This window comes from Granulicella mallensis, from assembly GCF_014203225.1.
GTDB lineage: Bacteria > Acidobacteriota > Terriglobia > Terriglobales > Acidobacteriaceae > Granulicella > Granulicella mallensis_A.
The window spans coordinates 71,334-86,530 of sequence record NZ_JACHIO010000023.1 but is presented as its reverse complement, the minus strand read 5'-3'; the positions used below and the strand labels follow the sequence as shown (position 1 = coordinate 86,530).

11 protein-coding genes are annotated in these 15,197 nt (G+C 56.4%); 6 read left to right on the top strand and 5 right to left on the bottom strand.

The features are described from left to right. Nucleotides 1-192: 192 nt before the first annotated feature. A complete protein-coding gene (locus tag HDF15_RS21520; protein ID WP_184259352.1) occupies nt 193-408 on the top strand; it encodes a helix-turn-helix domain-containing protein in 216 nt (71 codons plus the stop codon). Nucleotides 409-444: 36 nt separating this feature from the next. Beyond that, nucleotides 445-735 (top strand): hypothetical protein, encoded by a 291-nt coding sequence (locus HDF15_RS21515; RefSeq protein ID WP_184259350.1) that lies wholly within the window; start codon nt 445-447, stop codon nt 733-735. An 843-nt stretch (nt 736-1,578) separates the two neighbouring features. On the opposite strand, the gene HDF15_RS21510 is transcribed toward HDF15_RS21515, so the two are convergent. The 5 genes from HDF15_RS21510 to HDF15_RS21490 all read right to left on the bottom strand — a co-directional run bounded on the left by HDF15_RS21510 (nt 1,579) and on the right by HDF15_RS21490 (nt 5,520). Then, on the bottom strand, nt 1,579-2,181 hold the full coding sequence (locus HDF15_RS21510) for a hypothetical protein (RefSeq protein ID WP_184259348.1): 603 nt from the start codon (nt 2,179-2,181) through the stop codon (nt 1,579-1,581). A 233-nt stretch (nt 2,182-2,414) separates the two neighbouring features. Beyond that, nucleotides 2,415-2,738: a DNA-binding transcriptional regulator gene (locus tag HDF15_RS21505; RefSeq protein WP_184259346.1), complete on the bottom strand. Its 324-nt coding sequence runs from the start codon at nt 2,736-2,738 to the stop codon at nt 2,415-2,417. Continuing rightward, nucleotides 2,722-3,105 (bottom strand): type II toxin-antitoxin system RelE/ParE family toxin, encoded by a 384-nt coding sequence (locus HDF15_RS21500; RefSeq protein WP_221314558.1) that lies wholly within the window; start codon nt 3,103-3,105, stop codon nt 2,722-2,724. The genes HDF15_RS21505 and HDF15_RS21500 overlap by 17 nt, the downstream gene beginning before the upstream one ends. 45 nt (nt 3,106-3,150) lie before the next feature. Next, entirely contained in the window at nt 3,151-4,236 is a 1,086-nt protein-coding gene (locus HDF15_RS21495; RefSeq protein WP_184259344.1) for a glycoside hydrolase family 76 protein, read from the bottom strand. A gap of 117 nt (nt 4,237-4,353) precedes the next feature. After that, nucleotides 4,354-5,520, bottom strand: a complete 1,167-nt coding sequence (locus tag HDF15_RS21490; protein ID WP_184259342.1) for an alpha/beta fold hydrolase — start codon at nt 5,518-5,520, stop codon at nt 4,354-4,356. A 714-nt stretch (nt 5,521-6,234) separates the two neighbouring features. On the opposite strand from HDF15_RS21490, the gene HDF15_RS21485 reads away from it, so the two are divergent. Genes HDF15_RS21485 through HDF15_RS26030 form a run of 4 tightly spaced genes read left to right on the top strand, consistent with a single transcriptional unit; the run spans nt 6,235 to nt 14,512 of the window. After that, nucleotides 6,235-9,888 (top strand): TonB-dependent receptor, encoded by a 3,654-nt coding sequence (locus tag HDF15_RS21485; protein WP_184259340.1) that lies wholly within the window; start codon nt 6,235-6,237, stop codon nt 9,886-9,888. A gap of 55 nt (nt 9,889-9,943) precedes the next feature. Continuing rightward, nucleotides 9,944-12,271: a GH92 family glycosyl hydrolase gene (locus HDF15_RS21480; RefSeq protein WP_184259338.1), complete on the top strand. Its 2,328-nt coding sequence runs from the start codon at nt 9,944-9,946 to the stop codon at nt 12,269-12,271. 28 nt (nt 12,272-12,299) lie between these two features. Then, nucleotides 12,300-13,682 carry a hypothetical protein gene (locus HDF15_RS26035; RefSeq protein ID WP_260331246.1) on the top strand — a complete coding sequence of 461 codons (1,383 nt, stop codon included), beginning with the start codon at nt 12,300-12,302 and terminating at the stop codon, nt 13,680-13,682. A 17-nt stretch (nt 13,683-13,699) separates the two neighbouring features. Next, entirely contained in the window at nt 13,700-14,512 is an 813-nt protein-coding gene (locus HDF15_RS26030) for a hypothetical protein (protein ID WP_260331245.1), read from the top strand. Nucleotides 14,513-15,197 lie beyond the last annotated feature (685 nt).

Sequence of the window (15,197 nt, the reverse complement as noted above, 5' to 3'; positions counted from 1 at the left end):
GGCTGAGAGGGTAAAGCCTCCAAGCTGACGAAAGACGACAATGATTGCGGCGGTGGCAAGCCCGAGCGCTAATGTTCCAAATGGCCGTCTCATCAGTTAAACCCTTCTGGACTTTGATTCGCCGACAAGCCTTTATCAATGTGACTCATCGGATGTGTACGCATAGGCTACACGATTCGATGATAAGACCCAATGCCCGTAGATATTCGCATTCGGTTTGGTCGCGCTATTCGTCGCATTCGCGAGGAGCAGGAGATCAATCAGGAAGAGGCCGCCGAACGCTGCGGGTTGCATCGGACGTATTACAGCGGGATTGAACGCGGGGTGCGAAACGTCTCGCTGTTGAATATCGAGAGGGTTGCGAAAGGACTAAAGACGCCTCTTCCCGAACTTTTTGGACGTCTCTGAAAACGCATTAGGTTCCGTAAGTGCCACAATAGCAATATGAGTCGTAAGCGCAATCTCGACATGGCGGTGATAGACACCAAAGAGAAAGGGAACGCTTTGGCCGAGACTAATCTGAAATCCTCGTCATTCTCAAACGATCCGAAAGAGCGCGAAGCGTTAGCCGAGCAGATCGCGGACGAAGTGCGAGCGCTAAGGCTCGAACGAGAGGCCGTGCCGGATGGCCCTGGGCGGAGAGCGCAACGCAAGGCGATTGGACTGAAGATCGATGTCCGCCGTTGGAAGATGCACCTCTTGAACCCACGGAAGTACAAGCCCGTAAATATGTGAAACTGGCAGCCGACAGTGGAAGTTTGCAATCCTGTCATAGGGAAGATGATTTTTCGGGGGTTTAATGATTCGAAACCGACCCCGATTTGCCTATTGATTTCGATGAATCTTCCGGGAGAACAATGTATGGGGGGATATGGCAGCGGCAGACGTTGCGCATCACAAGAAACGACCGCCGACTATCGACAACTCGACGTGAGGCGATTGCAGAGAGATGGGGTGCTGGAGCGGCGCTATTCGTTCCTTTGGCGGTGGTCACGGAACGGGGAATCCGTTGGAAGTATCAGCATCTGCCCTGAAGCTGACCGCGTGACCCTGAAATATCGTCATGGTGGCGCGGGTGAGGGCGGGACTGACCAAGAATATCCAATCTTGCTGGAACGGACGCCGTGCCAATACGGGGGAGAACGGGTCTGGTTTCGCTGTCCGGCGAGAGGTTGCGGGCGACGCGTGGCGGTTCTCTACGGTGGGAGAATCTTCGCCTGTCGCCACTGCTATCGGCTTGCCTATCCTTGTCAGCATGAATCTCGCGGCGACCGTGCGGAATCTCGCGCATGGAAGATCAGGGAACGGTGTGGGGGATGGGGGTGTCTGTTCGATCCGTTGTTTCGACGCAAAGGGATGCACCATAGAACCTTTCGGAGACTCGCGCGGGACTATGAGCAAGCCTGTAGCGCGTCGGATTTTGCGTTTAGCGTCAAGATGGGGATGAGCATTGATGAAGTGCTGGCGCTGGATCAGGATATCGGCGGAAAATGAGAGCCGAGGGATTAGTAGCTGCCTGGGGTGCGGGAGGGTGCCGGATGTCTGTAGAACTTGCCGGGAGATCGAGCCAGTTTTAGGCTAGACCGCTTTTTGAGATGATTGGGTCGCCAGAGATGCCGCCTCCTTGTGATCTATCCGTTTGGCTTTCAGCCGTCCATCTTCGGCTTCATCCTTCACACGTTCCCACTCATTCTTGAAATAGCGCTGGGTTAGGCTTCGCAGCCGCACAATTGCCGTTGCTTCTGTGCCGGAGTGTAAATCTAAGACAAGCGACTGAATTTCTTTGTCTGGTTCTGTGTCCGGGTTCAAGTGCAGAAATATCGAATATCGCAGCGAGTCCAGCTCAACCCTCTTGTTCTCAGCTCTGGGGTCGTTTGCAGGGATGTATTTGAGAGCAATTGCTGTCGCAATGAAATTCGACATTTTCTCTCTGAGGGAGCCGATCCACTCTATTCGGGACGAGGTGACCGTGTTGATAAAATTGGTTTTTCTCGTATTTCGCCAAGTATAGAAGAGTGTCAAAGCGAGATTCGTCGCGGACATCACGAATACAAGGATGATTCCAAGCAGGGTCAGATCGGAAGCGTTATGGAGAGCAACTTTCACAGCCTCAAGTGTGTGCATCTTCCATGAATACAGGAAGTGGCAGAAGCGTGACCAGTATCGTGACCATTCGACCATAATCTACCGTCACCGAACCTCACAAACCAAACGGGCATAAATAGGAATACCCCCGAAAACAGGGGTATTCTAGGGAAAGCAAATAGCGCCGAAGGGGTCTTAAAATCCGCAGACCTTAACCGGTCGTGGGGGTTCAAGTCCCCCTCCGGGCACCATATAGTCAATAGCTTACGAAGTTTTCGCGGCACCTTTTAAAATGGTCAAAGTATTTGCGAACAGGCGCGGCAACCTCGCTATGAGAGTGCTTCTAAACCGTGCTTCTCCACTACGAATAAAAGCTTCAAAGCCATCCCACTCGGCTGCTTCGCTCCCGTCTCCCACTTTTCGACGGTGGACTCACTGGTGTTCAGATAACGGGCAAAAACGGGTTGGCTCACATGATGGCGCAACCGAAGCTTCTTAATCTGGTCTGGCTTCAGAGCTGGTGGCGCAGTGAGGCAGGATTCATCGAAGTGCTTCATGGTGGTCTTGTCGATTGCTCCGACTTTATGCAGAGCCGCAGCGGAAGAGTGAATCGCCTCAAAGGCATCGCTCTTGAATTTACGCTTGGTTGCCATTGCAAATCTCCATCCAGGCTTGATCTTGTAGAAGCAGATTGATCTGCTTCGGGGTGATTGTTCCATAGGCTTTCACCAGCTTGCGAAACTCCACCAGTTCATCGTCGTCGATGTTGGCCCGATCCTGCTTGGCGAACAGATACTCGTAGACCCAGAACGTTCCGATCCTCGCCAAAATGATCGAGCGGTATTGGTTCTTGCGTAGGCGTTTCTTGTAGACACCACCGCCCAGATCATCCGCCTGCCCCATCGCAACCTGCGAGATCGCAACGCAAAGCTCCTCGTCCGTGATATGCGCCTTTCGTGCCGCCTTCGCAAACCACGATGTTTTGAACGCCCGCACCATACCTGTTGGTGATCCAGTCATTATGAATCAAGTGTAGCACTGGGTGCAACTGGTGGTTCTGCAGAGCTATCGTCTCTTTGACTGCTCAACGAGGACTTGAGCAGTCAGGGCGTCTAAGGCGGAGATCAGGCTGCCTGTTCCGCTATCCTGCGGCGGACCGGCCCAGTTCACTGAGAAATGCCCATTTTCTGTTCTGGCATTCCTCCAGACGCTCTCTGCGTTTTGATCGAGCAACGTAACGATCTCCGGAGATGGGTGAGCTTGCTGAAGCGTAACGAGGTTCCTCACCAAAATGCCCTTGAACTGCACACCGTCACCCCCGCAGTCCGACTCGCACGGATCGTGCAAGATGCCCTGTGCATCGACGAGTTGCCGTCCCACGGCTGCTGCTATGTGGTCGGCGAGCTGCAAAGGCGCGGGATCATGCGTGAGTTTGGACAGCCCTGAGAGTCCGGATAAGACAACGCCCTGGTTGTACGTCCACGTGGTCGCATGATTGTTGTGGCAGGCAGAGTCAAGACCATCGTTGATAAGACCCTGATCGTTGATCATGCCGGAGTTCACGAACCAGCGTTCCTCTTTCTGTGCCCAGTCAAGATACCGGGCACGGTCCTGGCCTGATGTGGTAGCGGCAAGGCGCACGGCGACGGATAGAAAGAGCTCGTTGGCAATGGCGTTCTTGTAACGCACGTTCTTCTTCCACCAGATGCCGCCCCCACACGTGTCCGACCAGCCGGTCGTCATGTCGTCGAAGATCGATTTCGACATCTCTAAATTGCGTCTGTCACCGCGGAGATCATAGACGTCCAGCCATGCGAGCGCCCACCAACCCTCGTCGTCGTAGAATTCATTCCGGAAGCCGGAAGCTTGATGTTGCGCTGCGCTAAAAGTGGTTTGGAAGATAGCGTCGAATTCGGTGGTGTGGAGCACGCGGGCGGCCTCGACGAGAGCTGAGATCCCGTTGGCGGAGTTCCACCAACCGGTGCCGCGAAAGAGGCCGGTGTTCTCATCATAGGTTTCTGCGAGTACGCGGGCTGTTGCCTGGACCTGTTGCGACCTGTCTGCCGTTTGCGATCGCTTCGCTTGCGTTTGTGCCAGACATGGCAAAACAAAAGAGACCAAAACAAAGAGGGCGGTGAGGTGAAATCGCATTTTTCGATCTTATAACCGCTAAGGTGCACGATGGCTCTGTCTCCGATGGGATTGCAGCAGCGCGGTAATGGACGCCGCAGCCGAGGTTTGGCTGCGGCTCTCTTTGTCTGGTGATGATTATTTGTCCGTTGCGATGGTCTCGCCCGCGAGGAAGGCTGTGATGTTCTTGTTCAGAAAGTCCTTATCGGCTGGACTTGCGCCTGCCCCAGCCGGATGGCCCCACAGGGAGGGAATGGGGAGCAGCGTTACACCTGGAATGTACTGCGCTTCGTAGCGAGCGTCAGTGACAGGGAAGTAGAGATCTGTAGCCGAGGGCATGTAAAGCACGGGAACTTTGATGGAGGCGAGCGCCTTCTTCTCGTCGCCGTTGAAGGCTGGGTGGGCTTCAGAGGGTGGGGCGCCAGCGGAGGAGGCGGGAGTGTCGCCAACGTTGTTCGCCTCCCAGGTGCGGCACTGCAGGATGAGGTTGTTGGCGTCGGCTCCGGGAATGAAGTTGTGACGCGCGTTGTCGATGACCTGCTGGAGCGTGAGGTTGGGGCGATCGGGGCTACGCCACAGCTCCTGACGCCACCATTCCTGCGAGTGCAGCCAGCCGAGCCAGACGACACCGAAGGCTTCGAGGCCTTTTTGCGGGGGAGCTGTGTAGTCGCCGTGATTGAAGGTGGAGTCAGCGGTAATCGCCGCGATCTGGCCTTCGAGACGGACGATGCCATGGCCATAGGTCTTCGCCGTGCCGGAGGTGGCGACGATGCGATCCATGTAGGTGGGATAACTGACAGCCCACTGAAATGCCTGTTGCGCTCCCATGGAGAAGCCGATGACGGCACGCAGGTGCTTGATGTGCAGTTGCTCGGTGAGCATCTGGTGCACGGCGTTGACGTTGTCCCGGATGGTCATCACAGGGAAACGTGGGCCGTGGAAAGGCTCGGGCGTATTGCTGGGCGAAGAGGAGCGGCCGTTCCCGAAGAGCTCGGAGGTGATGAGGAAGAGCTTTGTGGTGTCGAGAGCGCCGTTAGGATAGTCGGGAGTCTTCATGAGCCACTCATAGCCGGTGAGCCTGGCCATGTAGTGCGATGGGAGCAGGATGGCGTTGTCGCCCGCAGCATCGAGCTGACCGTAGGTGCCATAGACGATGCGCGCTTCGGGAAGCACGACGCCGGACTCGGTCTTGAAGTTGTGCAGGACGAACTCGTGCTGCTCGGGGTGGAGCGGGCTGGCTGTCTGCGCGCGAAGGATGGGCGCGGCGATGAGGATGAGAGCGAGAACGAAATTGCGCTTGTGCATCGGAGACTCCTGCGAGGGCTTGAGGGGAGGGCGGGTGGGTGGCCCATATCTCGTTTTTGAGATATGGGTTTGTAGGATGTTCAGGAGCAACACCGCAGTTTACACTGCTCGGCATGGCGAAGACCTTGTGCGGTACCAACGGCCGGGCGATCTGTACTTCGTGACATTCTTCTTCTATCGACGCCTGCTGTATCTCGGCACAGCAGAGGCTCGAGGGTCTTCGAGCGGTCACTGAAAGTCATGCGTCTCAGCTACAACTTCGTTGTCACGGCTTCTTTGCAACCCAGATTTTAGCAAGCTTGTCTCGTAGGAACTCGAATCACTGCTAATCCGCAGACCTTAACCGGTCGTGGGATTCAAGTCCCCCTCCGGGCACCCTATATTTCCATGAGATGAATGGAATGGAAATATCAAAGCCTCTCGACCGAGAGGCTTTTTCATGCTCAAAATGCGATGGTGCCACTTTTGGTGCGATCTTGTTCCCGGTGCTCCCCGATAGAGGATTTACAACCCAAATGGCAAACAATTTCTAAAAGCCCTTGACAGTCCTGTGCTGTGGGACATATAAATTCTGCCAAATGTTATCGTTCACAAATTGGATTTGAGTAGTGGCAGTTGGGCCTGATCTTCTTGCGTAAATTGCAATCCTATGCGGGTATTTTTCCCGATGTGTTTCTAGCACGATGCTGCTGGCTCGCGAGGAGATTTGCATAAATGCATTTACCAGGAAAACTTCGGGGTTTTGGCACGTTTCTTTTACAGGCATTCTTGTGCACAGGAGTGCTGTTCGCTCAGGCCGATCGAGCCACGGTGACGGGACATGTGTCCGATTCGACCGGAGCGCTGATTTCGGGTGTTAACGTTATCGTTAAAGACGCCAATACAGGGGCGACGTTTACCAGTCTCACCAATGCCGCCGGGGTATACAGCATTACGGGGCTTCCGATCGGCGATTACAGCGTCCAGATGAGTCACAAGGGCTTCAAAGACTCGAAGTCCTCCGTTCATCTCGTCGCCACGCAGGTCCAGGCCCTTGATGTGAGCATGGAGATCGGCTCCTCCAACGAAGTTGTCTCCGTCAGTGCCGCTCCGCAGTTGCTCGAATCGGACACATCGACCATCACGAACACGCTTGAAGAGGAAGCGCTTCGCGACCTGCCTCTGAACGCCACCAACGGCCGCGACGCCGTGCAGCTCCTGGTGCAGAGTACTCCGAGCGCCGCCAAGTCTGGTATCTCAGGGAACCAGGTCTACAGCACCTTGTATCTCGGAGGTGCCAACTCCTGGACCAACACGGCCTACGTCGATGGCGTGGACGCCGGCGCCGGGCCCCAGGGAGCCATCGCTACCCCCGGCCTGGAAGCCATCGCTGAGACGCAGGTCATGACGGGCAATGCCAGCGCCGAACTCGGCAGTACCGGCGGCGGCGTCCTGCTCTTCGAGCTCAAATCGGGAAGCAACAAGATTCATGGCAGCGCCTTCGAGTTCCTTCAGAACGAAGCTCTCAATGCAAATTCGTGGCAGAACAATTACTTTCTCGCCGGTTGCGCCTCCAACGATGCGACCTGCATCCGTAGTAACTCTCGTCCGCGCGACCGGTTTAACGATTACGGGGGCAGCCTTGGCGGTCCTCTGTGGAAGAACCGCACCTTTCTCTTCGGAGACTACGAGTACTACAGCCAGACTAACGACACACTGAACCCCAATAGCACCACCGTGCCCACGGCACGCATGCTCACCGGCGATTTCAGCGAGCTGCTGACCGGAGGCACCCAGCAGGGCAACGTTGTCAACGCAGCCACAGGCGCCGCATTTATCAATCCCTGTACCGGCCTTCCGTATCAGTACGGGCAGATCTTCGATCCGCGGACGCAGAAGGTTGTTAACGGGCAGACCTGCGCTACGCCGTTCGCCAACAACGTGATTCCGTCGGGCCGCTTCACTAGCACTCAGACGCAAAATATCATCGGAATTTACCAAAAGTATTACAAGCCGACTCTGACCAGCCGCATCTACAACAACTACCCGACCGTTGTGAGCAACACGCCGAGCGAAACCAAGCGGTCCTTTGATATCAAGCTAGACCACAACTTTTCGACCGCTCATCATCTGAGCGCTTCGTTCGACTATGTGAAGTGGGTCAGTGTAACCGGCGGCGGCCTGGTGAGCACCCTCAGCGATCCCGGCCCGTTGAGCCAGGAGTGGAGTAACAACACGCCAAACTTCATTGCGCGCGTGGTGGATAATTACACGATCACGCCCAACCTGCTGAACACCTTCGGTGTCGGCTACTCCTCGACACAGTACACCCAGGTGCCAGTGAACCAGGTTGCCAGTGCCTCAGTCTATGGATTCAACGCCGACAGCACAGCGTTTCCAACAATCGGATTCAGCAGCAGTAACGGTGTCGGGGAGCAGAATCTCGGCACGTCGGTAGACTCTTACCAAAACTATTACGGTTACCATTTCCAGGACACGGTGGCCTGGCAGCATGGCAATCACTCGTACAAGTTCGGCGGCCAGGTGTTTCTCCAAGGCCTGAACTCCAACTCTGGCGGCAACATTCAGAACTACAACTTCAGCAATGTAACCGGCGGCCCCACCGACACCTCGCTGACGCCTTATGTCGGGAGTGCCTTCGCCAATCTCCTGCTCGGAGATGTGCAGTCAGCGTCGCAGAACGTTCCTGAGCCCACGTATCCGCGGCAGAAGTACATCAACGCCTTCGCCCAGGACGACTGGAAGGTCAATACTCGTCTTACCCTCAACCTTGGCCTTACCTGGATCTTCACCTTTGCCGGTCACCAGCAAGACGGTCACTGGACTAACTTCGACCTGACCCAACAGAATCCTCTTTGGGGCAGCTACAAGGGAGCCTGGACCTTCGCGCAAAACTCCGGCTCTACCTTCCAGACCGATAACACCTTACGGCAGTTCGCGCCGCACCTCGGCGGTGCCTACCAACTCACCAGCAAGCTGCTGGTGCGTGCAAGCTACGGTCTTTACTATGTGCCTCTCGGTGAGTTCAACGCGGGCTACGGCTACGGTTTCCCTTCGCAGCAGGGTGAGTTCTGGACCGGCACCAACATCGTGCCTAACAATGTTCCGGGTTCTACTGCCTTCAACTGGGGGAACGGCTATCCCGGAACAACTGTCCTACTGCAGCGCTCGATTACCCAGACGAGCATGGGCAACGATTCCCCTTTTTACATCAGTCCTAAGACGCTCCACCTCGGCCGGGCGCAGAATTTTTACGCTGGCGTGCAGTACGAACTTGCCAAGAACATCATTCTCGATGCGCGATATATGGGTAGCCTCGGAAGCGCCCTCCACGATAACTCCGAGTCGGTCGGCATCAACTATCCCGACTTCAACACCTACAGCCACCTGCTTACCTCCGGCCACATCAACGACACGATCAGTAGTGCCGCCGATGCCGCTAATGACGGCGTTCCCTATCCTTACCAGGGTTTCAGCGGTCCCGCTTACGCGGCTATCGCTCCCATCCCTCAAGCCGCTTCCTTCAACAATAAAATTGTGCTCGAGACCGACCAGCAGATTGGCTCGAGTTCTTACAATGCTTTCGTCGCGGAGGTTAAGGCACGCAGTTCACACAATCTGAACGTGGATATAAGTTACACACTCTCGCATCTCGAGGGCAGCAATCTAGCTCACCGCTCGGCACCGGGCGGCAATGGTCTGTACGGCTATCAAAGCGCAGCTGACATTCCTGCTTCGCACGGCTTTGTTCAGGGCACCGATCAACTCCAGGTGGTCACCGGCTACATTACCTATCAGCTTCCGTTCGGGAATGGTCAGGCCTTCCTGTCGAAAGGTCGTTTGCTTGACGCAGCGGTCGGCGGCTGGACTGTAGGATCCTCTCTCACCTATGGCTCCGGCGGCCCCATGGGCACGGTTAACTCCCCTGTGCAATATCCCTTCTTCTTCCAAAATCAACGTGACAACTTCGCTCCCGGAGTCACAGCCGACAACATCAAGAATCATTTCCATGGCCATTACGTCGACCTGGCCAATACCTCAGACCCGCGCAACCAGGACTTCAGCCCCAGCCTCTTCACAACCCCGACCCTGGGCACTCTTGGCAACACGCCCTACAACTACAACCACTGGCGCTGGAACCCGGGTCTCGCCAGCGATGCCAGTGAGAGTGTTTCGCTGAGCAAGGCTTTTGCCATGGGCCCAGAAGGCCGCTTCAAAGCCACCATCCGCGCCGAGTTCTACAACGTGTTCAACCGCCATTACATCAACTCACCCGACACCAACCCGAACGACACAACCTTTGGTCAGGTTACCGGTGTTTCAGGAACCCCCCGTAATGGCCAGCTTGCGGCGCGCGTTCAGTGGTAACCGCGCCCTCATAGCTTCATCATCCGCAAGCCCTCTTTCATCAGGAGATTTGCCCTTGTTTATTTTCTATGGCCGTTACGCGGCAGCTACTGCGCTCCTCATCTTTCTTGCACCGGCCGCGTTCTCTCAGACTGCAGGCAAGCGCCCTGTCGACTACGCCAACGCTCTTGTCGGCACGGCTCCGCTCGACAATCCAAAGCTCATCGGCAATGCGCCTCCGGCCGGCGAACAGCTCTACTCTGGCTTCACCTCGCCCGGCGCTGCGCTTCCTCACAGCGCGACCGATATCGGGCCTATCAACGCGAACCTTCCGCTGAGCTATCAGGCGGGCGTTCCCGCTCCCTACTACTATCCCAACCCCACGATGGTTGGCTTCTCGAGCGGCGAGCGCGGCGGACCCATCCTCATGCCGGTCGTCGGCGACTGGACCGTTCCTCCACAGCGCACCGTATCGTTTTATGACAAAGCCCGCGAGCACGCCAGCCCCGGCTATTACTCCGTCTACCTTGACACCTTTAAGACCGGCGTAGAACTCACCGCCACCACCTGGACCGGTCTCTACCGCATCACCTATCCCGACAGCAGCCAATCCCATCTCCTGCTCGACCTGGGGTGGGCAGGCGGCAGCATCGAGGTCGTTGGTGACCACACCATCCGGGGCTATTTTGCGCGTGGCCGCAATCACGCCAATACCTACTTCGTCGCTCAGTTCTCAAAACCCTTTAGCGCTTTCGGCACCTTCCGCCAGTTCCCGCCTCGCAATGGAGAAAAGGGCGAGGAGGGGTCGATCCTCGGCAGCAGAGAGGTTGTTGCGGGCCAGGCTAAGATCTCCGGGCCCTTTGCCGGAGCGTATCTGAACCTCACGACGACCGCAGGGGAGCAGGTCCTCGTCAAGATCGCCCACGGCACGAGCTACGAACAAGCCGAGCAGCGCCTCCAATCCGAGGACCCGGGCTGGGATTTTGACCGCGTGCATCGTCAGGCCGAGGATGCCTGGGCCGCTAAGCTCAACCAGATCGAGGTGGAGGGTGGCTCGGAGAAAGAGAAGATGCTGTTTTACTCGTGCCTGCAGCACTCCTTCGCGAGTCCCCGGTTGGTCGCGCAAAAGGGCGAGCCGTTCGTGACCCGCGACGGTACGGTCACGACGGCTACGTACGATCGCTACAACGAGGTGCCTTTCTGGGACACCGGCAGGGACCAGATTGTTCTGCTCACTCTTCTTGAGCCGAAGGTAAAGACCGACATCCTTCACTCACAGTTAGATATGGCGCGCGAGTCCGGTTACATGGGGACGTCCTTTCACGGCGACAACGCTGTGTTTATGTACCTCGGCGATTGGGAGCGTGGGCTGGACTTCGACTGGGCCGGAACCTACGAGTATCTCCGCAAGAACGCCACCGATCCGGCTGGCCCTCGCGGTTACCTCGCCGAGTACATGAAGAACGGCTGGATCTCCGATATCATCCCGTCCGGCAATCCCAGCCCGCCTTATGCCGGAGGCAAGGCAGGCGCGGCGACCACACTCGAGTACAGCTGGGATGACTATGCCATGGCCATCTACGCGAAGCGGCTCGGCAGGCAGGCCGATTACGAGATGTTTCTAAAGCGTGCACAGAATTACCGCAATGTCTTCGATCCCTCCATCGGTTTTGTGCGCGGAAAGACAGAGGACGGTAAGTGGATTGCCCCCTTCGACCCCGGCGAGCCTTACTACAACTTCATGATGAAGGAGGCTTCGGGCTGGTCCACCCTCTGGCTCGTCCCGCATGACGTACAGGGCCTCGCGAACCTGCTCGGTGGCCGGGAGAAGTTTGCCGCCAAACTCGATGAGTTCTTCAGCACTCCCTACACGGCCAAGGGTGTATGCCGAGACTGCACCGGACTTGTCGGCGAGTATGTGCAAGGGAATCAACCCGACCAGCAGGCCGCTTACTATTATGACTGGGCCGGGCAGCCCTGGAAGACGCAGGCCCTGGTGCGCAGGATTCTCCGCGAGATGTACGGTAGCGATAAGACAGGCTATGCCTTCCCAGGCATGGACGACCAGGGCTCCACTTCCTCCTGGTACGTCATGAGCGCGATGGGCTTCTATACCGTCGATCCCTCCAGCCCGAACTACATCCTTGGGAGCCCTCTCTTTACCCATACGGTCATGCACATGGGTAACGGCAAAACCTTCGAGATGGTAGCGAACCATAACTCGGAGAAGAACATCTACATCCAGTCCGCGACGCTCAATGGAAAGGCCTGGAATAAACCCTGGTTCAGTCACTCCGATATTGAGGCGGGGGGCAAGCTTGTCCTCAACATGGGGCCGCTACCGAATAAGCAGTGGGGAAGCGATCCCAGTGCGGCTCCGCCCTCCATGTCATCGTCAAACTGATGAGTACTTTGGGAGAAAGAAATCATCGATGAAATGTCTCACATTCGCAGGTCGTGCATTCCTGATCTTCGCCGCGTCTTATCCGTTTTTGGCTTCGGCTCAGTCCGTTCCATCAAAAACACAGGATCGTCTCATCTTTCAAACGGGGAAAGAATGGTCTCCGCGCACCAACATCAATGCCGACACGGTGATGGTCTATGGGCTTGATGACACGACGAGCGAACGTATCCGGTCCTGGCGCGAACATGGCTACCGAGTGACCGTCATGACCGGTGTTGCCTGGGGGCGTTATGCTCCCTATCTTCGCGGGGATTTCGACGGCAAAGAACACTGGGACGAGACGCAGCAGGAGAAGAGCGGAAAACTGATCCTGCACGGAGGCCGTGAAGTTCCGTATATCTCACCCAGCATCTCGTATGGCCGCTATCTGGCCAAGGGAGCGGAAGAGGCGATCGATGCGGGAGCCGAGGCGATCTATCTGGAAGAACCGGAGTTTTGGGCGCGTGCCGGATGGAGTGAGAGCTTTAAGCGAGAGTGGCAGAGCTATTATCACGAGCCCTGGCAAGATCCCTCCGCATCGCCCGACGCTCAGTACCGTGCGTCAAAGCTGAAATACTTTCTTTACCGTCGCGCACTCTCTCAGGTCTTCGATGCGGTGAAAGCTTACGGGGAGCTTCATCACCGTTCCATCCCCTGCTATGTCGCGACGCATTCGCTGATCAACTATGCGCAGTGGGAGATTGTCAGCCCCGAGTCTTCGCTGCTTGACGTCGGCGCCGACGGTTACATTGCACAGGTATGGACCGGGACCTCCAGGGCTCCGAACGTGTATGACGGAGTGCTTCAGGAACGAACCTTTGAGACTGCTTTTCTTGAGTATGGAGCGCTCCAGAACATAGCGCGCTCTTCGGGAAAGCCGATCTGGTACCTCAACGACCCGATCGAGGACAACCCTCGCCACTCCTGGACCGACTACCGCCTCAACTGGGAGAGCACATTGGTCGCGTCCCTCCTCCAACCTGCGGTATCACGATACGAAGTGCTTCCATGGCCAGAGAGAATCTTCGGGTTGGACTCCACGCGTCCCTCCGTGGAACCCACAGCTTCCAATCCTGACCCGGTGAAGACCGTGATTCCGAAGGCATACGAGACGGAGTTGCAGGCTGTCTTCCACGCTCTGGGCGAGATGGAGCAACCTGCGACAGCGACGCGATGGGAGACAGCAGGGACACAGGGCATTGGTGTGCTCGTCTCCGATACGCTTATGTTCCAGCGCGCCGCGCCGCAGCCTTCTGACAGCAATCTCGGAGAGTTTTATGGACTTGCGCTTCCTTTGCTGATGCATGGGATGCCGATAGAACCCGTCCAGATAGAAAGCAGCTATAAGAAGCCGGCGCCGCAGGCTTTCTGAAACCCTACAAGATTCTGTTGCTGACCTACGATGGCCAGAAGCCGCCATCACCGGCATTCCATACCGCGCTTGCGGCATGGGTCCGGTCCGGTGGCGCGCTCATGGTTGTGGACGATGATAAAGACCCCTACAACAAGGCCAGTGATTGGTGGAACTCCGGGGGACAACATTTCGCGACTCCCCGGCAGCAGCTATTCCAGGAACTGGGCATTGCGCCGGACGCGACCGGACTGCACCCTGTTGGCAGAGGCTTTGTACTCTTCGAATCGCAAAGTCCGGCTGCTCTTACTCACAGCCCCACGGGGTCCGCACAGCTGCTTACACTGCTCCACACGGCTGCAGGGGCCATTCATCTATCGCTTCAGGAAACACGCTCGCTCGTACTTCGGCGCGGGCCGTATGTGATCGCGGCGGGATTGGATGCGGACCCCACGGATGTAGCCTCGTCCGCGAAGTCGCCGGTCGTGGTCAAGGGTGACCTGATCAACCTCTTCGACCCGGATTTAGCGGAGAGCGACCACGTCATCATCAAGCCGGGCACACGCGCGCTTTTGCTCGATGTTAATTCTCTGAACTCTTCTACTCCCCGTCTGGTTGCAGCTTCCGCAAAGATCTCTCACGAACAGGTCTCTGCCGATAGCCTCACCTTTCAAGCAGAGGGCATCGACCAGACACAAGCCGTGGCTCGCATCCTTCTAGGGAAAGCTGTGCGACAGGTTACGTTGAATGGAAGACCACTTGATAGCAGTCAGTATCAACGCAGCGGGCGCACGTTGCTGCTCCACTTCCAAAACACAGCCGCACCGCAGCAGGTAAAGGTGCTTTTTTAGTAGATGTTTGCGGAAGTACGATGAGATTGGCGAAATCATGCGAGCGTATTTTGAAAAGACGCAAGGCGAGTAACTGATCTGCGTCGATCACGAGATGATCGCTTCCGCGATTCGGATTCTTCGAGGGGCGCCGGTTTCTTGTCTATAACGGTTGGCGGTGAGAATCCCGTTTGAGGGGCCGGACAGATCAAGGGCCACCCTTGGGGCGGCCCATCTGCGCAAACTACGGGATGTTGATCTGGTTTGTTTAGTTGTTGTTGTGCCAGTCCGAGTTGGTACGGTCGCGCAGGCCGATGAGTGAAGGGATGAGAACGGTAAGAGCAAGAACGGCAACTTCAGTAGCGAAGTACATGGTGAATCTCCTTATGGGGTGAAGGGTTGGATTTTGTTGTTGTGTTCCGTTTGCGATTACAGCGAGCGCCAGTTGGCATTGCTGCTTGCGCGAAGTCCGATGAAGGACGGAATGAACACGGTGAGGGCGAGGACGATTGTCGTGATAGCTAAGTACATAGGTAGATCTCCTTTGTGGCACACGGGGGCAGCGACGGCTTGTATAAAAGCATTCAACTTTTCGGTAGTGGGTTATTCGCCTGGCGTTGTTTGCCGCTTAGCGATTGCATCTCTGCTTACATAGACTCATACGAAGGGAGTTTTTCCATGGTTCCCTGAATTTGCAAAAAATCTT